Source organism: Pseudomonas sp. TH21 (genome assembly GCF_016651025.1).
Taxonomy (GTDB): domain Bacteria; phylum Pseudomonadota; class Gammaproteobacteria; order Pseudomonadales; family Pseudomonadaceae; genus Aquipseudomonas; species Aquipseudomonas aylmerensis.
This window is the reverse complement of sequence record NZ_JAEKEQ010000001.1, coordinates 3,064,501-3,089,481: the sequence shown is the minus strand read 5'-3', so window position 1 is coordinate 3,089,481 and position 24,981 is coordinate 3,064,501. Positions and strand designations below refer to the sequence as shown.

Below are 24,981 nucleotides of genomic sequence, written 5' to 3'. Positions count from 1 at the left end.
ACCATGACCATCCTCGAGCAGAATCTTGGCCGCAAAACCCTCGCGGCCAGCCCCGTATGGCGTCGTCGCAGCCGCCTGCAGCGTGCACAAGCCAGCGTGTTGCCGTTGTTGCGCCGGCCGGGTTTCAGCCTGGCGGTGCTGATCGTGCTGTTCGCCCTGGTCGCGGCCGTCGCGCCGCACTGGCTGACCCACTTCGACCCTTACGCCACCGCGCCGGCGGTCAAGCTCAGCGCGCCAAACCCGACGCACTGGTTCGGCACCGATGAGCTGGGGCGTGACCTGTATACCCGCGTGGTCTACGGCTCCAGCCTGTCGGTGCTGGCGGCCTTCCTCGCGGTAGGGATCGCGTTGCTGGGCGGGCTGGGCCTGGGGATTGTCTCCGGCTTTGCCGGTGGTCGCATCGACGCAGTGATCATGCGCTTTGTCGACGTGCTGCTGGCCCTGCCGGGGCTGTTGCTGGCGTTGGCGATCGTCACCGCGATCGGCTTCGGCACGGTGCCGGTGGCCATCGCGGTAGGCGTGGGGATTATCCCCGGCTTCGCCCGTACGACCCGCGCCGAGGTGCTGCGGGTCAAGACCCTGCCCTACGTCGAAGCCGCACGCCTGGGCGGCGCCAGTTGGCGACGGACCTTGCTGCGGCACATCCTGCCCAACGCCTGGGGCCCGGTGGCAGTGTTGGCCACCCTGGATTTCGGCGCGGCCATCCTGGCCACCGCCGGCTTGAGCTTTCTCGGTTTCGGCGCCGCACCACCTGCGGCGGAATGGGGCACGCTGATCGCCAACGGCCGGCACTTCCTGATCACCGCACCGTGGGTCTCGCTGCTGCCCGGCCTGTTCCTGGTCGCGGTGGTGTTCAGCCTTAACCATATCGCCCGCACCTTCGAGGAGATCCAGCGATGAGCGCCCTTCACCCATTAGTCGATGTGCGCCAACTGAGTGTCAGCTACCGACACGGCCAGACGGCGGTCAATCGCCTGTCGCTGAGCCTCGCCAAGGGCGAGACACTGGCGATTGTCGGCGAGTCCGGCTCGGGCAAGACCACCCTGGCCAATGCAATCCTCGGCCTGTTGCCGGACAACGCGCAGATCAGCGCCGGCGAACTGTGGATCGACGGCACCGACCTCACCCACGCCAACGAGCGCCAGAAACGCCAGCTGCGCGGGCGTACCATCGGCCTGGTGCCCCAGGACCCGATGGTCAGCCTCAACCCGACCCTGCGCGTCGGCCGGCAGATCGGCGAAGCGCTGGTGTTGGCCAAGGGCAAGCGCTACCCCGGGGTTGACGCCGACATCGTCGAGTTGCTGCAACAGGTCGGTATCGACAAGCCGGTGCTGCGCGCACGCCAGTATCCCCATGAGCTTTCCGGCGGCATGCGCCAGCGCGTGCTGATCGCCATCGCCCTGGCCGGCAACCCACGGCTGATCATCGCCGACGAGCCGACCAGCGCCCTCGACGTCACCGTGCAGCGCAAAATCCTCGACCACTTGCAGCGCCTGGTCAGTGAGCGCGGGATTTCGCTGCTGATCATCACCCATGACCTGGGCGTGGCGCTTGACCGCGCCGACCGCATCCTGGTGATGCAGCAAGGCGAAGTGGTCGAGCAAGGCCCACCCCGGCAGATCCTCGTCGCCCCCCAGCACGACTACACCCGCGCACTGATCGCCGCAGCGCCGGCGTTCGCCAGGCGCCGTGAGCCGCCTATCCACATTGATCCCACCCGGCAGCCGATCCTGCGCCTGCAAAACGTCGGCAAGACGTTCGTGCTGCCCAAGGTCAAGGGTGAAGACCCAGCGTTTGTAGCGCTGGAGGACCTGAGCCTGCAGGTCTACCCCGGACAAACCCTGGCCATCGTCGGTGAGTCGGGCTCGGGCAAGAGCACCGCGCTGCGCATCGCCCTGGGGCTGGAGAAGCCCAGCCGTGGCCGGGTCTGGTTCGAGCAACAGGACGTGACCGACCTCAGTTGGCGCGACTTCCGCCCGCTGCGCCAGCGCCTGCAGCTGGTGCAACAAAACCCGTTCGCCGCGCTGGACCCGCGCTTCACCGTGTTCGACAGCATCGTCGAGCCGCTGGTGTCGTTCGGTCTGCTCAAGGGCCCCGCCCTGGAACAGGCCGCGCGCGAGTTGATCAGCCGTGTGCACCTGCCGGTCAGTTATCTGGACCGCCTGCCCCGCGAGCTATCCGGCGGCCAGTGCCAGCGGGTGGCCATCGCGCGGTCGCTGGCGCTGAAACCCGACCTGTTGCTGCTGGATGAGCCGGTCAGCGCGCTGGATGTGTCGGTGCAGGCGCATATCCTCGACCTGCTCGAAGAGCTGCAGCGGGAGATGGGCATTGCCTACGTGCTGGTGTCCCATGACCTGTCGGTGGTGGCCAACTTTGCCCATCAGGTGCTGGTGTTGCGCAACGGCCGGGTGATTGAACAAGGCTCGGTGGAGCAGATTTTCAACACGCCGGCCAGTGACTACACGCGTGAATTGATTGCCGCCATCCCAGGGCGGCAGGTCACGGCGACGGCGGCGTGATCAGCCGCCTGACCGCTCACGCAGCAAACTGACCCTGGGTGTGAGGTTGATCCGCACCCGCTGCCAGTCGACGAATTGAGCCGCCTTGCCGGCCCAGATCGACCTTGCCGTCGGCGGCGCATGCAGGCTCATCTGCGGCGGCATGCGATGGACCCGGCTGGCGCGGGTGAACCAGCAGAGTCTGGTGTAGCGCGGCAGCTCATGAAGTTTGGCCGCGTGCACAGCTACCGGGCAAATCAGCAACAGGTCGCCGAATGCAAACAGCTGGTACGCGTCCACCTGCACGCGTGCGTCGTCGCGCAGGTGTGTGTGCCATTGCAGTGAATCCAGATCGCCCAATTTGACCTGGTCTTCCAGGATGAATCGGGCGGCGTGGTTCTGGCGGATTTCCAACGTGCCCGCGACGATGTAAGTAATGCTCGACATCGGCCCGCGCGCGGACAGCAGGAACAGGACGAAGAACATCACCACCGATGCGGCCACTGTGGATACCCGGCGCAACAGGCTGCCCTTGACCACGAAAAACAACAGCGCCGGGATCAGGCTGAACACAAAGGAACCAATCGAGAACAGCGCGACAAACCTGACCGCCGCGGCATCGTCCTGGCCGACATAGCTGTCGAGGATCAACAGTGTCGGCAATGTCCCGGAGACCACGGTAAACAGCAGCATGATGGCAAGGGGGACGTACACCCACTTCCGATGACCACGGGGCGCCCCTTGCGCGATCAGCACCCGCACCCGCCTGATCCGATTCAGGCCGAACAGCGCCAGCAAGGTCATGCCCGAAACAATCAGCAGGGCCTGCCCGGCGCCGACGTCTTCGTTCCAGTAAAACGCCAACGCCATGAAGGTGGAGAACCCGACCACCAACGGCACCAACAGGCACAACGCGATGCATCGGGTGCTGTCGCGGCGGCTATAAAGCAATGAAACCGACATGCCATACAACCACGCCGACACCATCAGCACCGCCAACTGCAGGGTCATCATGAACATCACGACGAGCACCCACACCAGCAGGGCCGACTTGGCATCCAGCGTGGACATGAAAATATCCGCGCGGCCAATCGCCTTGGTGTAGATGTAAAGGCTGAGCATGCCAAAGCCCGTGCCCAGAAAAATCACCGTCACCGTAAACGGTGTCCAGTGCTCAAGCAGGTGTTTGAACCCTCTGCGAAAAAATACCTGGAACGTTGACGCGGTCGCTGCGGACATCAGATCTCCTTGAAGTAAACCATCCCGGGGGGGCTGTTTTAATCCACAAAGCGCTGCACCGCAAACAGTCTCGACCTGGCCTCCTTGCCGTGGGCCGTCGGCAGCCGAAACCTTCAAGTCCCAAACACGCGCGGTTTTACCCGCGCCAACCGTTGATAGGCTGACGCAGCCAGCATGCCGATAGTGCTGGTGGCCTCACCCGCCAGCCGTAACGGCTTGAGCGGCTGCCGGTCGGTAAGCGCGCCACTGGCGGGCACTCGCACGTATCTGCGCATCCAGCGCCTGGCAGTCGGACTCGCTGCCCGGCGGCTGCCCTGGAAGCAGATGCGGCAGTACCAGCTCGATGGACACATCGCCGCTGAAACCGTTGGCCACCAATGCCTGGTACTGGGCGGCGAAGTCGATGTGCCCGGTGCCGATAGCGCCTCGTCCGGAATCCGAGATGTGATAGATCGCGGTGAAGTGCGCGCAGTCGCGCAGCGTCTGCACCGGGTCGGGCTCATTGATGTTCATGTGGAAGCTGTCCAGCACCATGCGCAGGTTGGCACTGCCGACCGCGCGGATCAGCTCCCGGCATTGCTGCGCCGTATTGATCAACGGCAGTTCAAAATGGTTGCACGGCTCGTACAAGGTGGGCACGCCGCGGCGTTGGGCATAGGCGTCGATCACCTTGCAGCACGCCAGCAGTCGCGCGTGCGCCGAGGCAGCATCCGGGCAATTACGTGTCCACAGCGACAGGCCTTGCAAGGTCACGGGCACGCTGCCCAGCTCGGCTGCGAAATCGATGACCTTCCGGTAGTAATCCACGGCCAGGTCCTGCGTGGCGTCGGCGCTGTGCTGCGGCCCGGCATTGATCGGGTCGACCGCGAGAATCGTGATGCCCGCCCGGCGTGCCTGCTCACGCAGGTCTACCGGGCAGGCGTCGCGGTGATCACCTGAGTACTGGATGCCGTCCAGCCCCAGCGCGAGCGCCTTGGCCAGCACCGCTTGCGGCTCGCTGAGCCCGAGTGTCCAGGTCACTACAGCCAGTTTCATAGACATCCCCTCAGCCTTTTGGATGAAACTCGATTGCCAGCCAGATCGCATCCGAATCCGACCAGTAGCGATGCCACGGATAGGTAGGACTGCCCTCGCTATCCACGTGGGTGAAGGGGTCGTGCGTGTAGCCCGGTGCCATGCTGATCTGCCGGTACAGCGTGCTTGCGTCGCGCTCGCGGAATAACTGGATGCGCCCTGCCCCGTGGATCTGGGTATGAATTTCCACAAACGGGTGTTCATTGTGCAAGTAACAGTCGGTGTTGGTCGGCGCCCACCACAGGTTGAGGCGAATCGTGTACTCGCGTGCATCCACCACCGCCTCGCGCTGGTTGGCGAAGGCAAACGGGTCCAGGCGCACGGTGCCAATCTCGTCGTAGCGCGAGATGTACAACGGCGTGGTGCGCGGAAACTTGGCAAAGCGGTTGCCAAACCAGTCCCACTCCCCCAGCACAATGCCGCCCAGGTCGACCTCGCTGCGCACGCGGAACACCGCCATGCGTGCGGCCTCGGCGACCACGGCGTTGAACAGCACGGTGGATTTCCACGCAGGCACCACACTCGGTACCGGGCCGCCGATGCTCATGGGGCGGTGATCGAGGTTGACCACCACGCCCGCCTCGACGGTAAAGTCTTTTACGTTCTCGACCAGGTAACACTCGACGAACTGGTCACTGAATTGCAGCGCTCGCTGTTGATTGAATAGTGTCACTTCGCAGGCCCTATCGGTTCTGGAATAAAGCCCCGCGCTCGTCCATGAGCGCAGGGAGTTGGCATCAGCGCATCAGAAACCGCGGTTCTTCACATACTCGTCGCGGTACTCGCCCAGGTAGTCGGGCACGGTGATGTCCCACCAGCCGGTGGGGTGCATGTTGCTCCAGGGGCGCTCGATCGAGCAGATCGCCTCGATCACGTAGGGTTGATTGGACGCGAGTGCGCGGTCCACCGCGGCGCCGATCTGCAGCGGGTCGGTCACCCGCTCGGCGGCGGCACCCAGCGACTTGGCGAAATCGGCAATGTTGGCCGACCAGGACGCGCCGTCCGGGGTGCGGAAGTCGGTGATGATTTCGCGGTCCTCGCCGAACATGTTCAGTTGCAGGTTGCGGATCGCACCCCAGCCACCGTTGTTGATGATCAGGAAAATCGCCGGAACGCCCATCATCACCGCCGTTGCCAGCTCCTGGCCGGTCTGCAGGAACGCGCCGTCCCCGCAAATGGCAACCACCGGCTGATTCGGCGCGCCCATCTTCGCGCCAATGGCGGCTGGCAGCGCAAACCCGATTCCGGAGAAACCACCCGGCGTGATGTGCTGCTTGGGACCATACACCGGAAACTCGTTGAACACCTGGTTCTGCGGGTTGCTGGAGTCGGTCACGACAATGGTGTTGCGCGGCAGGATCTTGCGCGCTTCGAACAGCACCTGGGACACCGTCATCGGCGACTGATTGCAGGTACGCAGCGGCGCCAGGTGTTCCTCCCACTTGGCCTTCAGGTGCTGCAGGCGCTGGAACATCGGCGAGGTGCTGTAGTCACGCGCCGCCCCGCTGTCACGCAATGCGGCCAGCAGCGCCTGCAGGATCGGCCCGGCATCGCCGACGATGCCGACTTCCACCGGGTAGTTCTTGCCCAGCTCGAAGCCATCGATATCGATCTGGATCAGTTGGGTCTTGTTCGGAATATCGAAGGTCACGCCGGGCCGGTAGGAGGACGTGATTCGATCACTGAAGCGGCAACCGACGGCGAGGATCACATCGGCCTCGCGGGTCATCGCATTGCCGGGGATCGAGCCGAGGTCGCCGCACGGCCAGGCATACAGCGGATGGTCCTCGGGGATCGAGCCTTTGCCCATGAAGGAGGTGGTCACCGCGGCGCCCAGGTGTTCGGCGATGGCGACCAGGTCGTCACTGGCGTTCGCGGCGATCACGCCGCCGCCCGCCATGATCACCGGACGTTCCGCCGACATCAGCAGGTGCACGGCACGCGCGATGTCGGCCGGGTCGCCGTGCAGGCGGCCGTGGCCACGGTGCGTCTGCGGCGCTGGCAACTCGATTTCCGCACATTCGGCCTGCAAGTCCTGCGGCAGGTTGATCAAGGTAGGGCCACGGCGCCCTTCGAGCATCACGTTGAACGCTTGGGTCATCACCCCGGGCAACTGCGCCACCGTGCCCGGTTGCCACCAGCGCTTCACCACGGGTTCCGCCATGCGCGGGAAGTTATCGCCGTGGGGACGGTCGAGTTCCTGCAGCACGCCTTTGCCCAGCATGTAGGTGTGCACACCGCCGCTGATCACCAGTTGCGGCAGCGAGTCGGCGAACGCGGTGGCGATCCCCGTCAGGGTATTGGTCGCCCCCGGACCGATGGAGGCGCAGACAGCCGCGATTTGCCCGCTGGAGCGGTAGAAGCCGTCAGCCATGTGTGACGCACCTTGCTCGTGCATGGCCGGCACCAGGGTGATCTCATCCTTGCGGTCGACAAAGGCGTCCAGCAGCGCGGTATTGCCATGCCCCGGGATCCCGAAGACATAGGGCACTTTCTCGCGGATAAGGTACTCGACCACGATTTGCCCACCGGTCATTTTTTTTGTTTTCGTATCAGTCATGCTGCGCTCCTGCTATGGCGTAAAGAGAGAGTGTCGCGGCCTGCTGTTCATCAGGCCGCCGGATAGAGGTGATGCCGAATTCCGTCGCGAGAATATGTTCCGCAGCCCGCAGCGCCTGGGCGGCGATGGTCAAGGCCGGGTTGACCGCGGCGGACGACGGCATGAATGACGCATCGATCACGAACAGGTTCGCGTGGTCATGGCTGCGGCAATAGATGTCCAGGGCCGAGGTCGTCGGGTCGCGACCAAATCGCACGGTGCCGCACTGGTGAGAGGTGGAGTGCTTGAGCAACGGCTTGGTCAATACGATCGGGTAACCGCTGGCACGCAGCAGCGCCACCATCTTCTTGATGAACCGACGGTGGGGGCGCAGGTTGTTGCGACGGATCGCCATCTGGATCTGGCCGTCCTTGATCAGGATGCGGCTGTCGGGGTCCGGCAGGTCTTCCGAGAAGGCAATCCAGTCCATGCTGTGCTTGGCCATGGTGGCGCCGACCACCTTGGGCATGAACGGCACATTGGCCGAGAGCATCCCGCCCTGGAGTTTGCCGAGCATCTGCGCATGGCCCAGTGGGAAGGGATAATCCGGCGCGCCGAAGTAGAACTCGTTCATCGACACGGTTTTCTGGAACACCGTGTCGTTGGGGCGCGGCGACAACCCCATCAATGCGGTCTGGTTGTGTGCCATGTAGTAACGGCCAACCACGTCCGAGCTGTTCGCGACGCCATTCGGCGCGGCTTCGCACGCCGACCGCAGCAGCAAGGCCGCACTGTTGACGGCGCCACAGGAGACCACGATGAGCCGGGCGGTCAGTACTTCAGTCTGGCCGTCACTTTCCACCACGACCCCGGTCACTTGCTTGCCGTCCTGGCTGAGCAGCAACCGCTTGACCAAGGTGTTGGTACGCAGGGTCACATTGCCCGTTGCCAGCGCAGGCTGCACCAGTGCGGTCTCTGCCTCCATTTTTGCCGAAATCCGGCAAGGAAAGCCGTCGCAGGTCTTGCACAGGGTGCAGTGGCCGTCAGCCGAATAATCGACCGCCAACGGCATCGCCGAGGTGCGCGCGCCCGCCGCCCGCATGCCCTTGCACATGTGCTCGACGATAGGCGCCGACGCCACCGCAGGGTACGGATACGGCTTGCTGCGCCACGGCGCCGACGGATCGTCGCGGTCGTCACCGTGCACTTTGAAAATCTGCTCGGCCTGGGTGTAATACGGTTCGAACTCGGCGTAACTGACCGGCCACGCCGGCGACACGCCCTCCTCGTGCTGCAGCACCTCGAAATCCCGCTCGCGGTAGCGGATCATCGAGCCGCCATAGAACTTGGTACAGCCGCCGACGTTGTAGTAGATGCTCGGGCGAAACGGCTTGCCTTGGGCATCCAGCCAGGTGTCGTGGGCGGTGTATTTCTTGTCGAAGAACACCGAGGCCACACGCCAGTTGTCCGCTTCCTTCGGCACCCAGTCGCCACGCTCGAGCATCAGCACGTTCACCCCGTGTTCGGCCAGGCGGCGGGCGGTCATGGCGCCGCCGACACCGCTGCCGATCACGATGACTTCAGGAGTGGCTTGCATTTAAATCTTCGCCTCGCTGTTGTTGGCAGCTGCGGATGCAGCCGGATGGGCCGCCGAGGCGCCGGGTTTGACTCGCATCAACAGCGGGCCGAAGATCGCGATCAGGCTCATGAGCACCAGCGGCATGTAGAACAGCGCGCCGATGCCGTAGGTGCTCACCAGGTACGAATAGACCGCCGGGCCACCGAGCATGCCGCCAAATCCGATGCCGTTGACGATGCCGACATTGCGGCCCGAGTTGGCCGGGTCCTTGCGCCCCGCCGCCGACAGCATCAGCGGCGCGATACACGCGAGCCCGAGCCCCAGCAGGGCAAAGCCAGCCATGCCCATCACCGGGGCGTGACTCAGGGTTGCCAGGAAGATGCCGACAATCGAGATCGCGCCGCAGCAGAACACCATCGCCGCCGCGCCGATACGCTCGGCCAGCCAGTCACCGGTCATGCGCGCGATAAACCCGGCGCCGGTAAAGAAGCTGATGGCGAGGCCAGCGGTCGAGATGGTCATGCCGGTCTCGCGCACCAGGAACTCCTGGCCCCAGTCGCTGACCGAGCTTTCACTGATCATCCCCGCAATCAGCAGCGCTCCGAAAGCCACCATCAACATCAGCACTTTCCAGTTACGCGCGGTGGGCGCGGCGGCGCTGCGAGTCGGTTCGTGGTTGACCGGCAGCAGCTCGTCCTTGCCGAGCATGAACTGACTGGTCAGCAGGCTCAGCAGCGCCAGCGAAACCCCGGCCACCGTGAAGGGAATAATCGCGCTGTCGGAAGAAAAGCCGGCGAGGTAGCTGGCCAGGATTCCAAACAGAAAGCCGCCCAACGAAAAGTACGCATGAAACGCCGACATGATGGAGCGTTGATAAAACCGTTCGACCTGCACACCGTGCGCATTCAGGGCGGTGTCGACCGACCCGCGCAAGGCGCCCAACAGGCATCCGAACATCAGCGCGAAGGTGTATTGCGAGGCAAACCCCAGGGCGATGAGCGAGAGTGGATAGGCCAGCAAGGTGGTGCGGATTACGGTCCGTGGGCCGAACCGGTCGACGAAATACCCGACGATGAATGCACCGAAGGTGCCGCCGATGGCAATCCCCAGGGCGACCATGCCGAAGTTCAGGTCGCCGAGGCTTCCCTCCATGCCTAAATGGTTTCGAAACGCGCTCACCCCGACCGACCAGGTGTAAAACAGCGCCCCCATGATCATGAAGCCCGCGAACGTGGCCATTCGCGCTTTCTTGATTCTGGGCGTAACCAGGGAGTTGTCGCGTTTGCTCGATAACATGGATCACCTGTCGAGGGGCTGAGGCCCCTTCGTTATTGGAATTAATGGCCGCTGGCCATCAGTATTTAGACAGTGATGTTGCAAGGTGCCCCACGTGGAAGGTCGCTCTTGATGGCTGACATGCACGCGCTCATGGACTGCCGGCGAGCAGGCCACGTGGACGTTTCGAGTATCGAGAGATCGTGCGCGCGGCTCAATTTCGCAGATGGCTGTGGTGTGACGCAGACCGACGCACATGTGCAGCAGCGACAGTCCGGCAAGTGCGTGCTGGACGCTCGGTTGCAGACTATCTAGCATGCTCGGCATGCAGCTCACGCCTGATCCGCTGCCCGAAAAAAAAACTAAAAAAGCCGCTTGCGAGGAGATCCACGCCCCCATGTCAGTTGTAATCGCCCCCTCCCATGGAGAGCGCCATCAAGTGCGCAATGACCTGCAAGGCAACGTGCAGAGAAACCTCGCCACGCTGGTGGAGTCGTGCCGGTCAGTCGCTGACATGTGCCGCAAGATCGATGTGAACCGCCAGCAGTTCAACAAGTACCTGGCCGGCCAGCATGTGCCGTCGCAGAAGATCCTGCAGAAAATCGCGCGGTATTTCATGATGGAAGCCGAGGACCTGTTTCGTCCCCCGGCCGACTTCAAGCAGTTCTACGAAGGGTTTGAAAACGAGCTGCCGATCGGGCTGCGTGCCTCCGCGCAGTTCAATCATTTCCTGCCACTGGCCAAGGCTTCGGCGCACGCGCTGGACGACTACCTGGGCGTGTATTACCGCTACCACAACTCGTCGATCTATAAAGGCCGGATCCTGCGCTCGGTGACGTGCCTCTACCGCGCGGACACGATGGTGCAGTACGTGACCGTCGAGCGCTTCCCATTGCAGGATGGCAGCGGCAAGACCGGCTACTCGTTCACCTATCACGGTTTCTGCCTGTTGCTGGGCGACCGGTTGTTCATGGTGGATTTCGAGGGCAAGCAGCGCAACGAAATCACTTTCTCGATCCTCACGCCGCAGCACCGGCGGCCCATACGCTTTCTGCATGGGCTGGTCACCGGGGTGGCGTCATCGTCCTATCGCCAGCCCTTCTCCACCCGGCTGACGTTGAACTATGTGGAAAAAGGCCTGATTCGCAAACGGCACTTGCGCGCGGCAACAGTGCTGCTGCCCGCCGACCTGTCACTGCCGGTGGAGGTGCGCGAGTACATGACGGGAGACAATGCGGCGATTGTCTGGGGTGGGCAGGACTAGAAGCAACGCCGCCCTGCTGCCCATTGCGGGCAGCAGGGCGTGACTCAAGCGGTGGTCTTGTAGCGACGGATGCGGATATCCGCCTGCTCCTTGTGGCCGGCAAACCCTTCCATCGCGCAGAGTCGCGAGCAGTACTCGCCCACCAGCACTGAGGCCTCATCCGTCAGCACGCGCTGGTACGTACAGGTCTTGATGAACTTGCCCACCCACAACCCGCCGGTGTACCGCGCAGCTTTGGTGGTCGGCAGGGTGTGGTTGGTGCCGATGACTTTATCGCCATACGAGACGTTGGTGCGCTCCCCGAGGAACAGCGCGCCGTAATTGGTCATGTGCTCGAGGAAATACAACGGATCACGGGTCATGACCTGGACATGCTCGGAGGCGATGCGATCGGCCTCCTCCACCAGTTCCTCAACACTGTCACAGAGGATGATTTCACCGTAGTCACGCCAGGCGATGGCAGCCACCCCGGCCGTCGGCAGGACCGCCAGTTGGCGCTCGATCTCGGCTGGAATCGCCTCGGCGAGTGCACGGCAGTTGGTCAGGAACACCGCCGGAGAGTTCACCCCATGCTCTGCTTGCCCCAGCAGGTCGGCGACCACCAGTTCTGCATCGGAGGTTTCGTCAGCGATAACCAGGGTTTCGGTGGGGCCGGCAATCAGGTCGATACCGATCTTGCCGTACAACTGGCGCTTGGCTTCTGCCACATACGCGTTACCGGGGCCGACGACCATGTCGACCGGCGCAAACGTGTCGGTGCCCAAGGCAAGCGCGGCAATGGCCTGCACCCCGCCGAGGCAGTAGATCTCGTCAGCGCCCGCCAGGTGCATCGCCGTGACGATGGCCGGATGCGGGCGGCCATCGAACGGCGGCGCCACGGCCACCACGCGCTTGACGCCGGCGACCTTGGCAGTCAACACGCTCATATGCGCCGACGCCAACAGTGGGTATTTGCCGCCGGGGATATAGCAGCCCACCGAGTTCACCGGAATGTTCTTGTGCCCCAGGATCACGCCCGGCAGGGTCTCGACCTCGACATCCACCAGCGCAGCCTTTTGCACCTGCGCAAAGCGGCGCACCTGCTCCTGGGCAAAGGTGATATCGCCGATCTCTTGCGCCGAGAGGCTGGCGACGCAGGCGGCAATTTCCTCATCGGTCAGACGAAAGCTGAGCGGGTCCCACTGATCGAACTGCCGGGAATACTCACGGACCGCGGCGTCCCCCTGGCGACCGACGTTGGCAATGATGTCAGCCACCACATCGCGAACCTGGCTCGCGATCTCGGCCTGTGCAGCCACCGGTTTGGCAGTCTTGAGGTATTGAATCATGTCTTGCTCCAGTTTAAGTACGCGTCGTCAGCCAAGCCTCGAAGCACGGGCGTGCTCGACAGATACCTGGCAACTGGAGTCGATTTTCCGGGCTGCACGGCCCTGTCCACAATTTCGCACTGACGGCCCAGGTGACGCACGATGACGCACGGCGCCCCCAACTTGATTGCGGCAACAGGCGCGCCGGGGGATGACCGTCTCGCACAGTCCGGCAGGTAGCAATTGATAACATTCCGCTGTCGGAAAATTGGAATCAAACCTCACGGTGACTCACTCACGCTACGAGCCCAGTCGATAAAACCCGCGCTGGGTGACTCTGCCTGAACCAGACCGCGAGATAACACTGCATGAGCCTATCAGCGACCGTCACCCAGCCGACTGTCACGCCAGCACGCCCTCTTCCGCCAACAACCGCCATCCCCCCTCTCCCGGCAGCCGGCACCGGCAACGCGGCACACACCGCCGATCAAGCCCCGGACGCCCGCCCCGAAGCCAAGGGCGACAAAGACCTCGCGCTGTTATTTGCCACGGCCGCGCAGAACATCGCCCGGAACGGGCCTTCATTTGACGGTACGGACACTATCAACGGCATACCGCCGCAATCGACATTCGGCCAGTGGTGGGGCCACCTGCACAAACTGCTTGAAAACCCCCAGTTCGTGGAATGGGCGAGCGCCAAACATATTGATCTGTCCAAGCCGCTGTCGATCAGTTCCTTCGGCCATCTCACCGCGACTGCCAGTGGCCGTCGCGAGACGTTCAGGGCCGCGGATAAAGACCCGTTATGGGACACGCTCGTTGCCCCCGTGCTGCGCGCGGCAGGCGTTGTGGCGGCAGGCAACAACCCCTTGATCGTCACCCCCGGCAGTCACTCATCCGCGCCTCTGTTTGTCGTGGCGAATTTCTATGGAGAAGACGCCAATGGCAATGCGGCGCGAGCCAATGAGTTGGCGCAGACCCAAGTGTTCCGGAAAAACGCGGCTAACGATCCAGACAGTCAAATGGCACCTGCAGCCGACCTGGGCATACTTGACGACGAAAAAACTGCGCGAGGTGATCTCGCCGATATGCACGGGTTGTCCGCCAAATTGACGCACCTGGTGAACAGTGGGTCTCGCCAGGTCGAAGAGGCCTTGAAGAACACCACGATGGCGGTGGATCCCGACTCGTCGTTCAGCCAGCAGAGACAATTGGGTGACACCACGGCGCCGACCCTCGAGCAGTTTATGCTTGCGAACAATTGGATCCTGCCAAAAACCGTGGCAGAACTCGAGAACGTCAGGAACGTCATCAGCAGCGCACCGCTGCCGGTCTCGAAACTCGGCAGCCTCGGCGGAGCCTTGTCCTGGCCCGTGCCGCTGGAGAATTACGAACAAAAAACCGTCTACAGCCACTTCAACTACAACCTTAACCTGCCGACCCTGAGCAACGATGGGACGTCACGTCCGGATCGACGCGGTGCGCTGGGCTACCTGGCGAAAAACATGCAATTTTCCACCAGCGAATTGCGCAATCCTCTGCAAGTCATAGAAAAAATAGTCAATACGCCCAAGGCCCGCGAACTCGAATCCGCCCTGAAGGCCAAGATGGGCGACACCTGGAAAACCAGCACGCCCCATGACTGGGTCCTGACCGCCATTGCGACCACCCTGGACAAGGAAAGCCTGTTTCATCCAAAGCCAAACCATGTGGCGGGATACAACCTGGCAGACGACCGTTTCAGTGGAAAGCCTCTGGTGACGATCAAACAGGGCCTCGCCGACCATCTCGTCCAGCTCAACCGGGTATCGCCCGAGTTGGCACCCGTGGCCGCGCACCTGCTGCTGGCGCGGGCGGCGCCTGAGCTGCTGGTCCAGAACATTCCCAATGACGTGAGTTACGGCTCGACTGCCTGGGTCGCGTTCAAGGCCGCAGTGGCGCGCATTGAAACCTACAGCCCTGGCGCCACCGCAGATATGACCTTTGCCCAGGTGTTTGCGCAGGATGCCAAGGACCCGATTACCGATTTCGGCCAAGCCATACAGGAGGGGACATCCCGCCTGGCGTTGATCGAATGGGGGAAACTGCACGGTACGCTCCCGCCCCGGGAGGACGGCGACTATCCGCAAGCGCAGATCGATCAGACGAAACAAGCATTCAAGGACAAAACGTCGACGCTGGAAACAACCCTCGGACACCTTGCCGCCAAGGTGCCGACCCAACGAGAGCTTGCCTTGGAGGCGCTGAAGAAAAAATTCGGTGTCGAATTGCCTTACGAACTCAAGTGTTTCCGGGATAACGGGCCTGCAGGGCGAGCCCACGGTGCTCATGCCTATCTCACCCCAATCAGATACTCATTGGTGGATTTCTATCTTTCAAATCCTGAGTCAAATGTCTTTTCACGCTGGATTTCCGAAGACCGCCGGTTCCCCACCAGCATGCTCACTCAACTGGCAGACCGACCCGACCCAATACTCGAGCATAAAAACAAGTTTACTGCCTACAAAAACAACCTCATCGGCGCACACGCCACCGTTATAAAAAACCAGATATCCAGGCTGCCTCTGGAAGATCGAAAAAATCTCGAGTTCGGGAAAATTCGAGTGTTCGTCGAAGGCCAAGTCAGTAAGACAACGGTGTTCACTCGCGCAGGCAGACAAGAAGATGAAGATCTCACGCCGGCGCAACCCATGGACAACCGCAGGCTGATTGTCCATACCCTGCGTGACGGCAACCCGGAATTCTATGAAATGTCATCGCAGAAAGGCCAAATAACCAAGCGCGACGACCTGAAAGAAAACTTCAAGGAAGGCCTTCAAGGCGAATGGGTCGAAACCCCCACTGATGTTGGCCAAGCCTGGGAAAGCTCGGCGATCCAAGAGCTGACCCCTTCGAAGGATCAAGCCGCCAGGCAAGCAGCCAGCCCATTACCCGTCACCATCCCGGCGTCCTTCACCAGCGCGCGCAGCAACTATATTGCCGAGCGGGTTTCCAGCCATTCCCTCCCCTCCTTCAGCTTCGATAAGCTGTTCGAGTTGACCAAGACAACCAGCACATTCGAGGACGAGGCGGCCAAGGACAAGGCCAGGCTCAAATTCATCACTGGCCTGGCACCCGGTGGATCCGCCGCCATGAACCTTGTCAACGGTGATTGGCTGGCCGCGCTTAGCGATGTGATATTCGATGGTGTCATGTACATGACAGGTGCGGCATTCGGCAAAGGCGCGGGGGCGCTGCGTGGGGCAGGACGAAGTGTGCCGGCCGGGGCTGCCCGCGGGGTTGGACGGGCCGGAGCGGCAAGCAGGCCATTTGGTCGCGGTGTACTGGGGAAGGCACCCGGCCTGCCAGCCAGCCAAGTGCCAAATGCCGCAACCGGAAAATTCCCCACTCTGCGCAAGTTGCAACAAAGCGGGATGAACAATGCGCAGTTCAATGAGTTCGTCAAAAGAGCGGATATTGCTGAAGGTACCTATAAAGTTGGCACGCGCACTGAACGGATCAAAACGACTGCCATACAGGATGAGAAAACCGGTGATTGGTTTCACTACGACGCTGCCAGGAACCGTGCCTACGGGGCAAAGATAGAGCACTTCGCCGCTCAGGCAAATGACCCGGTCTCGGCCACCGCTTCCGCGTCTGCGTCCCCGGGCAATAACTTCCAGAAAAGCCTGACCAAAGACAAAGCCATTAAGCCGAATCACATGCAAGACCTCAAAATGATCGCCAACGAAGTGCATACCTATGTTGACAACTACAAGGGGCCGCAGCGTCTTAACATTGTGGCCCACGGGCATGGGCGCGACTTTGTTGACAAGTTGCTGAGACAAGGCACCCATGTGGTTATCGACCAAACGCAGTACTCCGCTAAAGAGTTGGTTGCGTTATTAAAAAGCAAGGGTGTTGACCCCTCGAGTTACGACAACATCAGGTTGTTGATTTGCCACTCCGGTGAGGGCGGAAGTCATTCGTTTGCTCGATTGCTACAGCAAGAGATCAAGCGCCCCGTCAAGGCTTTCGAGGGCACGGTGACCATGAACTATGGTTCCACCTATATGACCCAGAGGCGAAACGAGCTGGCAATCGGCCGTCAAGATAAGTTACCTGGCCTTTCTGCCGAAGGTGCCGAAAGATGGGCGAACGATAAGCTCAAAAATGACCTGATTAACAAGATCACCCCAAAAGTCACCAAAACGCATGGCGTGAAGCAAGAGTTAAATGTGGCAGGTTTAGGCGAAGAGCCACGCTACGTGACCAAGACAATTTCCTACAAGCCGGTGTATTTCCAATAGGGCCGGCCGCTCACTCGGGCGATTCATCACCCGCTGCTATGCCCGCTCCCGGCATACTCGGCGGGTTTGGCGTCGATCAATCTGGTGCCACTCGACTTCCAATGGGCATCACAGGCCTATTCGCCCAGCCGCTGTGGGGCCACCTATTTAGCGCTTCCATGCGCACGCTGCACGGAACACCGAGACCTAAACCCCCCTGGAAATCCTGAGTTGCACCGCACGCAATAGTGTTTTGTCATCAAGCCCATTGATAGCCCCCTAACGAAACCCCCATGCTAGAGGGCTAATCTCGCGCTTATATCATTCCGAATGATAGTTACCTTTGCTTCATTCGATTCGTGACATAGCACAGCGCCGCGCATGATCCGCCCATCTCAAATACATTGGCGGATGCACCTCATGGAACAGTCACTCAAACATTTGCGCTTTCCCCTGGCGATTTTGGCCGTGGTGGTGATGAGCGCATGCGGCAAGACCCCGGAACAAGCGGCCGCCATGCCAGCTGCAAAAGTCAGCGTGGCGAAGGTGCTGGAGCAACCGGTCAACGAGTGGGACGAATTCACCGGTCGCCTGGAGGCACCGGAAACCGTGCAGATTCGTCCACGCGTCTCGGGCCAGATCGATCAGGTGGCCTTCATCGAAGGCGCCCTGGTGAAGAAAGGCGACCTGCTGTTCCAGATCGACCCGCGCCCGTTCCAGGCTGAAGTGCGCCGCCTCGAAGCCCAGCTGGCACAAACCAAAGCCGCCGCCTCGCGCAGCGACAATGAAGCCCAGCGCGGCGAACGCCTGCGCCAGAGCAATGCGATCTCCGCCGAACTGGCCGACTCGCGCACCACCGCCGCCCAGGAATCGCGCGCCGCCGTCGCCGGGATCCAGGCGCAGTTGGACCTGGCCAAGCTGAACCTGAGCTTCACCCGCGTGACCTCGCCGATCAGCGGCCGCGTCAGCCGTGCCGAAATCACCGCCGGCAACTTGGTGACCGCCGACGTCACCGCGCTCACCAGCGTGGTCTCCACCGACAAGGTCTATGCCTACTTCGACGCCGATGAGCGCGTATTCCTCAAGTACACCGAGCTGGCTCGCCAAGGCCGTCGTGGTGCTACCACCCCTGTCTACCTGGGCCTGTCCAACGAAACCGGCAACCCGCACCTGGGCCAGATGAACTTCGTCGACAACCAGGTCAACCCGGCCACCGGCACCATCCGGGGTCGCGCCGTGTTCGACAACAGCAAGGGCGAATACACCCCTGGCCTGTATGCGCGCCTGAAACTGGTCGGCAGCGGCACCTACTCCGCCGTGCTGATCAACGACGAGGCCGTGGGCACTGACCTGGGCAAGAAGTTCGTGCTGGTGATGGACGGCGACAAGCCGGCGTATCGCTCGGTGGAACTGGGGCCGAAGATTGAAGGTTTGCGCATCGTACGCAGCGGCCTGAACAAGGACGACACCATTATCGTCAAGGGCCTGCAGCGCGTGCGCCCTGGGTCGCCGGTCGCTCCGGAAACCATCCCGATGGCCAGCAAGGAAACCCTCGCGGCCTTGGCACAACAACGACAAGCGCTTGAAGCCAGCAACCTGGAGCAAGTGGCGCCGGAAAAAACCGCGCCCAAGCTCGCAGCCGTTGCGACTCCACGCGGTTAAGGGATACGACTCAAGATGAATTTTTCCAAGTTCTTCATTTCGCGGCCGATCTTCGCAGCGGTGCTCTCGCTGTTGATCCTGATCGCCGGCGCGATCTCGCTGTTCCAATTGCCGATCAGCGAATACCCCGAAGTCGTGCCGCCGACCGTGGTGGTGCGCGCCAACTTCCCGGGCGCCAACCCCAAAGTCATCGGTGAAACCGTGGCCGCTCCGCTCGAGCAAGCCATCACCGGCGTCGAGAACATGCTGTACATGTCCTCGCAGTCGACCGCCGACGGCAAGCTGACCCTGACCATCACTTTCGCCCTGGGCACCGACCTGGACAACGCGCAGGTGCAGGTACAGAACCGGGTGACGCGGACCCAGCCGAAACTGCCTGAGGAAGTGACGCGCATCGGTATTACCGTGGACAAGGCCTCTCCCGACCTGACCATGGTGGTGCACATCACCTCCCCGGACCAACGCTACAACATGCTCTACCTGTCCAACTACGCCATCCTCAATATCAAGGATGAGTTGGCACGCCTGGGCGGCGTGGGCGATGTGCAGTTGTTCGGCATGGGCGATTACTCCCTGCGTGTGTGGCTGGACCCGAACAAGACCGCTTCGCGCAACCTGACCGCTACCGATGTGGTGACGGCCATTCGTGAACAAAACCGCCAGGTGGCCGCCGGTGCATTGGGCGCGCAGCCTGCACCGAATGACACCAGCTTCCAACTCTCGGTCAACACCCAGGGCCGCCTGGTCACTGAGGAAGAGTTCGAGAATATCGTCATCCGTGCCGGCGCCAACGGCGAAATCACCCGCCTCAAAGACATTGCGCGGGTGGAGTTGGGCTCCAGCCAATACGCCCTGCGCTCGTTGATCGATAACCAGCCGGCCGTGGCGATTCCGATCTTCCAGCGCCCTGGCTCCAACGCCATCGACATCTCCAATGAAGTGCGGGCGAAGATGGCGGAGCTCAAGCAGAGCTTCCCGGAAGGCATGGATTACCGCATCGCCTATGACCCGACCGTCTTCGTGCGCGGCTCCATCGAGGCAGTGGTCCACACCTTGTTCGAAGCACTGATCCTGGTGGTGCTGGTGGTGATCCTGTTCCTGCAGACCTGGCGCGCCTCGATCATTCCATTGGTGGCGGTGCCGGTATCGTTGATCGGTACGTTTGCGGTGATGCACCTGTTCGGCTTCTCACTCAACGCGCTGTCTCTGTTCGGCCTGGTATTGGCCATCGGTATCGTGGTGGACGACGCCATCGTGGTGGTGGAGAACGTCGAGCGGAACATCGAATTGGGACTCGAACCGTTCCCGGCCACTGAAAAGGCCATGAGCGAAGTGACCGGCCCGATCATCGCCACCGCGTTGGTACTGTGTGCGGTGTTCGTTCCAGCGGCCTTCATCAGCGGCTTGACCGGACAGTTCTATAAGCAGTTCGCCTTGACCATTGCGATCTCGACGGTGATCTCGGCGTTCAACTCGCTGACCCTGTCGCCCGCGCTGGCAGCGGTATTGCTTAAAGGTCACGACGCACCGAAGGATCGCTTCTCCAAGTTCCTCGACAAATTGCTCGGCGGCTGGTTGTTCAAACCGTTCAACCGCTTCTTCGACAAAGCCAGCCATGGTTACGTCGGCACCGTACGCCGGGTGATTCGCGGCAGTGGTATTGCGCTGTTCCTGTACGCCGGCCTGATGGTGCTGACCTGGCTGGGCTTCGCCCACACGCCGACCGGTTTCGTTCCGGCCCAGGACAAGCAATACCTGGTGGCCTTCGCGCAATTGCCGGACGCCGCGAGCCTGGACCGCACCGAAGACGTGATCAAGCGCATGTCTGACATCGCTATGAAACAGCCCGGCGTGGAAAGCGCTATCGCCTTCCCCGGCCTGTCGATCAACGGTTTCACCAACAGCCCGAACAACGGCATCGTGTTCGTGACCTTGAAGCCATTCGAGGAGCGTAAAGACCCGAGCCTGTCCGCAGGTGCGATTGCCGGTGCACTGAACGGCAAGTACAGCAGCATCGAAGAAGCCTACATGGCGATCTTCCCGCCGCCGCCGGTACAGGGCCTGGGGACGATTGGCGGCTTCCGCCTGCAGGTCGAAGACCGTGGCAACCTGGGTTATGACGAGCTGTACAAAGAAGTACAGAACATCATCACCAAGAGCCGTGGCGTACCTGAGTTGTTCGGCCTGTTCACCAGCTACACGGTCAACGTGCCCCAGGTCGATGCTGCCATCGACCGTGAAAAGGCCAAGACCCACGGCGTGGCGATCAGCGACATCTTCGACACCCTGCAGATCTACCTGGGTTCGTTGTATGCCAACGACTTCAACCGCTTTGGCCGCACTTACCAGGTCAACGTGCAGGCTGAGCAGCAGTTCCGCCAGGATGAAGACCAGATCGGCCAGCTGAAAGTGCGTAACAACAAAGGCGAGATGATCCCGCTGGCGACCTTTATCAAGGTCAGCGACACCTCGGGCCCGGACCGCGTGATGCACTACAACGGCTTCATCACCGCAGAAATCAACGGCAACGCCGCACCGGGCTACAGCTCCGGCCAGGCCCAGGCAGCGATTGAAAAACTGTTGAAGGATGAACTGCCCAACGGCATGACCTACGAGTGGACCGACCTGACGTATCAGCAAATCCTCTCGGGCAACACCGCGCTGTTCGTGTTCCCGCTCTGCGTACTGCTGGCGTTCCTGGTACTGGCCGCCCAATACGAAAGCTGGAGCCTGCCGTTGGCGGTGATCCTGATCGTACCGATGACGCTGCTGTCGGCCATCACCGGGGTGATTATCTCGGGCGGCGACAACAACATCTTCACCCAGATCGGCCTGATCGTACTGGTGGGCCTGGCGTGTAAGAACGCGATTCTGATCGTCGAGTTTGCCAAGGATAAACAAGCCGAGGGTCTCGACCCACTGGCGGCGGTACTCGAAGCATGCCGTCTGCGTCTGCGGCCGATCCTGATGACCTCGTTCGCCTTCATCATGGGTGTAGTGCCCCTGGTGTTGTCCAGCGGTGCCGGTGCCGAGATGCGTCATGCCATGGGTGTGGCGGTGTTCTCCGGGATGATCGGGGTGACCTTCTTCGGTCTGTTGCTGACACCAGTGTTCTACGTACTGATCCGACGTTATGTGGAGCGCCAGGACGCGCGCAAAGCGGCCAAGGCCTTGAAGCTGGAGACACAGCAATGAGCGTGAAAATATTCCTGCCGAGCCTCCTGGTACTGGCGCTTGCCGCCTGTGCCGTGGGCCCGGACTACAAGACCCAGACCCCGGAGGCGGCCAATATCACCGCCGCCGTGGACGCCAAGAACTACGATCACGCCAAGTTCGAAGGCATCTGGTGGCAGCAATTCGAGGACCCGACCCTCAACCAGTTGGTGACTCAGTCGCTGCAAGGTAACCGGGACCTGCGCGTCGCCTTTGCCCGCCTGCGTGCTGCCCGTGCGATCCGCGATGACGCCAGCAACGACGCCATGCCGGTAATTACCAGCCGCGCCAGCAGTGACCTGGGCAAAGGGCAGATCCCTGGCCAGACCACCAAGCGCGTCAACAGCGAGCGTTACGACCTGGGCCTGGACATGGCCTGGGAACTGGACCTGTTCGGCCGCATCCAGCGCAATCTGGAAGCCACCGACGCCGACCAGCAGGCTGCCGAAGCCGACCTGTACCAACTGCAAGTCACCATGATTGCCGAACTGGTGGACGCCTATGGTCAACTGCGCGGCGCACAATTGCGTGAACGCATTGCCCTGGACAACCTGAAGAACCAGCAGGATTCGCGCACCATCACCGTCAGCCTGCGCGATGCCGGGGTCGGCGACCAACTCGACGTCGAGCGTGCCGACGCACGCCTCGCGGCGGTGGAAGCCAGCGTGCCGCAACTGCAGGCCGAACAAATGCGCGAGCGCAACCGCATCGCCACCCTCCTCGGCCAGCGCCCCGACAAGCTGACCGTCGACTTGAGCCCCAAAGACCTGCCGGCGATTGCCAAGGCGTTGCCGATCGGCGACCCGGGGCAACTGCTGCAACGGCGCCCGGACATCCTCAGCGCCGAACGCAAACTGGCCGCCGCCACCGCGCGTATCGGCGTGGCCAAGGCCGACCTGTTCCCACGGGTCAGCCTCAGCGGTTTCCTCGGCTTTACCGCCGGGCGGGGTTCGCAGATCGGCTCATCGGCCGCCAACGCCTGGGCCCTTGGCCCGAGCATCACCTGGGCCGCATTTGACCTGGGCAGCGTGCGCGCACGTTTGCGCGGTGCCGATGCACAGGCCGATGGCGCCCTGGCGACCTACGAGCAGCAAGTCCTGCTCGCACTGGAAGAGTCCGAAAACGCCTTCAGCGATTACGGCAAACGCCAGCAACGCCTGGTCTCGCTGATCCGTCAAAGCGAATCCAGCCGCGCCGCCGCCGACCTCGCGGCAATCCGCTACCGCGAAGGCACCGTGGACTTCCTGGTGCTGCTCGACGCACAACGTGAACGCCTGGCCGCCGAAGACTCCCAGGCCCAGGCCGAAGTAGACCTGTATCGCGGCATCGTGGCGATCTACAAAGCATTGGGTGGTGGCTGGCAGCCGGATACGGTGGTAGCAACCGCCAAGTAATTTAAGCGCTCCTTTGGTTGGTCGCATCCAGCCAATTTTTAGCCCCGTGGTCCATTCGGTCACGGGGCTTTTTTTGGCTGGTTAAGCTCCGAAACAATTTGATAAGAATTAATTGGCACGTTATGGACAGCTAAACGCATATCAATAGGGCTCATTGTTAAACACCCAGCATGCAACCGCATAAAAGACTGTAAGAAAAAACACCGTACATTTTCCTACAAATACAGCTTAACTTTCACAGAATACCTATTCGAAAACCCCATAAACTCCACGCTTTTGCATTGACAACACTGCTAGTCAATTTTACCGTTTCTTGCGCCTAGCCATTTTGCGAAGGCGGTACTTTGAGGAACTAATCATGAAAAGAGTAATGATTGAACCCACCTTAAAAAATCAATCGAATGATGCCTACAACAACCCACACTTCACCATTAAGATGGTCACTATCCCAACCTACTCATTCACACCCACACCGAGTACAACTAAGGTTCTCGATCGCCGACACGCTGTCATCAATCGTTGATTTATCGCCTGGACTACGGTCCAGGCATCCATCAATCAACAGGCAAAAAGAACGGTAACTCACTATGCGCACTAAAACAAAAAGATGGCTATCCAGTGAGATATTTTTGATCTTTAGAGAAGGATCAGCATTTTTATGGGATTATAAAAATCACGCTCAATATGAAGTGAATACCGGAGAGTTCGAGAGACTTTTAAAATTTTCGGCGGGTGATTACGTAATGGATACGACCGACGATAGGTCTATCCAAGAGTCTGGGGTGCTGCTACACGCTAAACCGATCGATGAGTGGGGCTGGGATGTGCTATCCAAGATATTCCATCTCGGTACATGCCATCCAAATCCGCCCTCCCCTGACCTGCCAGAAATGTACATAGAATATGCAAGAAGTTACTTGGAATTTTGTGAATCGCTCCATAAAGATGAACCCGTAATGTGCTCGATAAAAGGAGGCCAGCAAACGCTGTTACCGCCTCCTGACATTAATGCGATTCAAAAAGCAAGCCTTTGGGATACGCTCTTGGCTCGTAGTACCTGCAGAGATTTCTATGACAGTCCTTCATCACTACTGGCACTGGCCACTGTACTTTACGGGACGTTAGCTTACAAAAAAGAAACTGATTATGACGCACCTGTGGGAGCACAAAAATTCGGTTTCAGAAGAACGTCACCGTCGGCGGGGGGACTTCAAGCTACGGAAGGATATGTATGGGCGCGAAATGTAGAAGGCTTGGCCCCCGGTCTTTATCACTATATAAGCGAACAACACATTCTTGAATACGTAACCCCCCTTCCTTCAGAACCCATAGCCTCTTACTTATGTGGCCAGCATTGGGCAAACAACCTAGGTTTTGCGGTGCTTTTCACCTCCCGGTTTGACAAGTTGTGGTGGAAGTACCCACATTCTCGTGCTTACCGCCCCATGCTCCTTGACGTCGGACACCTCTCGCAAACGGCAAACCTATTGATCACAGCGCTGGGCCTCCAACCTTGGTTAACTGGCTATTTCCACGACAAAGAAATCAATGAACTCCTCGCACTGAACACCTCCACAGAACACATTATTTTTTTAGTGGGTGCGGGCCACGGAAGCGGGAGTTCCTACACGAAAGAAACAAGGTCGCTGATAGAAGGTACGCGATAACA

The 24,981-nt window shown here is 60.9% G+C and carries 15 protein-coding genes; 8 read left to right on the top strand and 7 right to left on the bottom strand.

Annotated features, from left to right (window positions below):
* The first annotated feature begins 3 nt into the window (after positions 1 to 3).
* Together JFU04_RS13495 and JFU04_RS13490 are read left to right on the top strand one after the other, a co-directional pair.
* Positions 4 to 900, top strand: a complete 897-nt coding sequence (locus JFU04_RS13495; protein ID WP_065905050.1) for an ABC transporter permease — start codon at positions 4 to 6, stop codon at positions 898 to 900.
* A complete protein-coding gene (locus tag JFU04_RS13490) occupies positions 897 to 2,519 on the top strand; it encodes a dipeptide ABC transporter ATP-binding protein (RefSeq protein ID WP_201144323.1) in 1,623 nt (540 codons plus the stop codon). Before JFU04_RS13495 ends, JFU04_RS13490 begins: the two co-directional genes overlap by 4 nt.
* Here JFU04_RS13490 and JFU04_RS13485 read toward each other — a convergent pair whose 3' ends face one another.
* The 6 genes from JFU04_RS13485 to JFU04_RS13460 form a co-directional block, all read right to left on the bottom strand.
* Positions 2,520 to 3,737, bottom strand: coding sequence for a hypothetical protein (locus JFU04_RS13485; protein WP_201144321.1), 1,218 nt, complete (start codon positions 3,735 to 3,737; stop codon positions 2,520 to 2,522). It lies immediately after the preceding gene.
* Positions 3,738 to 3,932: 195 nt separating this feature from the next.
* Positions 3,933 to 4,772 carry a sugar phosphate isomerase/epimerase family protein gene (locus JFU04_RS13480; RefSeq protein ID WP_201144319.1) on the bottom strand — a complete coding sequence of 280 codons (840 nt, stop codon included), beginning with the start codon at positions 4,770 to 4,772 and terminating at the stop codon, positions 3,933 to 3,935.
* Positions 4,773 to 4,782: 10 nt separating this feature from the next.
* Positions 4,783 to 5,484: a hypothetical protein gene (locus JFU04_RS13475; RefSeq protein WP_201144317.1), complete on the bottom strand. Its 702-nt coding sequence runs from the start codon at positions 5,482 to 5,484 to the stop codon at positions 4,783 to 4,785.
* Between the two features lie 72 nt (positions 5,485 to 5,556).
* On the bottom strand, positions 5,557 to 7,371 hold the full coding sequence (locus tag JFU04_RS13470) for a thiamine pyrophosphate-binding protein (RefSeq protein WP_162946080.1): 1,815 nt from the start codon (positions 7,369 to 7,371) through the stop codon (positions 5,557 to 5,559).
* Positions 7,364 to 8,947 (bottom strand): GMC family oxidoreductase, encoded by a 1,584-nt coding sequence (locus tag JFU04_RS13465; RefSeq protein WP_106803996.1) that lies wholly within the window; start codon positions 8,945 to 8,947, stop codon positions 7,364 to 7,366. Before JFU04_RS13465 ends, JFU04_RS13470 begins: the two co-directional genes overlap by 8 nt.
* Complete coding sequence (locus tag JFU04_RS13460) at positions 8,948 to 10,168, bottom strand: MFS transporter (protein WP_240435302.1); 1,221 nt, start codon at positions 10,166 to 10,168, stop codon at positions 8,948 to 8,950. It abuts the gene before it with no gap.
* A 433-nt stretch (positions 10,169 to 10,601) separates the two neighbouring features.
* Here JFU04_RS13460 and JFU04_RS13455 point away from each other — a divergent pair, with 433 nt between their 5' ends.
* The gene (locus tag JFU04_RS13455; protein ID WP_065905153.1) at positions 10,602 to 11,468 is read left to right on the top strand and encodes a helix-turn-helix transcriptional regulator; all 867 of its coding nucleotides are present in this window, start codon (positions 10,602 to 10,604) and stop codon (positions 11,466 to 11,468) included.
* Positions 11,469 to 11,512: 44 nt separating this feature from the next.
* On the opposite strand, the gene hisD is transcribed toward JFU04_RS13455, so the two are convergent.
* A complete protein-coding gene (gene hisD / locus JFU04_RS13450; RefSeq protein WP_065905032.1) occupies positions 11,513 to 12,796 on the bottom strand; it encodes a histidinol dehydrogenase in 1,284 nt (427 codons plus the stop codon).
* 347 nt (positions 12,797 to 13,143) lie between these two features.
* On the opposite strand from hisD, the gene JFU04_RS13445 reads away from it, so the two are divergent.
* From JFU04_RS13445 to JFU04_RS13425, 5 genes are all read left to right on the top strand, one after another.
* Positions 13,144 to 17,064, top strand: a complete 3,921-nt coding sequence (locus JFU04_RS13445) for a hypothetical protein (RefSeq protein WP_201144315.1) — start codon at positions 13,144 to 13,146, stop codon at positions 17,062 to 17,064.
* Between the two features lie 399 nt (positions 17,065 to 17,463).
* On the top strand, positions 17,464 to 18,705 hold the full coding sequence (gene mexE, locus JFU04_RS13440) for a multidrug efflux RND transporter periplasmic adaptor subunit MexE (protein ID WP_065905152.1): 1,242 nt from the start codon (positions 17,464 to 17,466) through the stop codon (positions 18,703 to 18,705).
* Positions 18,706 to 18,720: 15 nt separating this feature from the next.
* Positions 18,721 to 21,900, top strand: a complete 3,180-nt coding sequence (locus JFU04_RS13435) for an efflux RND transporter permease subunit (protein WP_120448513.1) — start codon at positions 18,721 to 18,723, stop codon at positions 21,898 to 21,900.
* A complete protein-coding gene (locus JFU04_RS13430) occupies positions 21,897 to 23,312 on the top strand; it encodes an efflux transporter outer membrane subunit (protein ID WP_201144313.1) in 1,416 nt (471 codons plus the stop codon). Before JFU04_RS13435 ends, JFU04_RS13430 begins: the two co-directional genes overlap by 4 nt.
* 587 nt (positions 23,313 to 23,899) lie before the next feature.
* Positions 23,900 to 24,979 (top strand): SagB family peptide dehydrogenase, encoded by a 1,080-nt coding sequence (locus tag JFU04_RS13425; RefSeq protein WP_201144311.1) that lies wholly within the window; start codon positions 23,900 to 23,902, stop codon positions 24,977 to 24,979.
* Positions 24,980 to 24,981 lie beyond the last annotated feature (2 nt).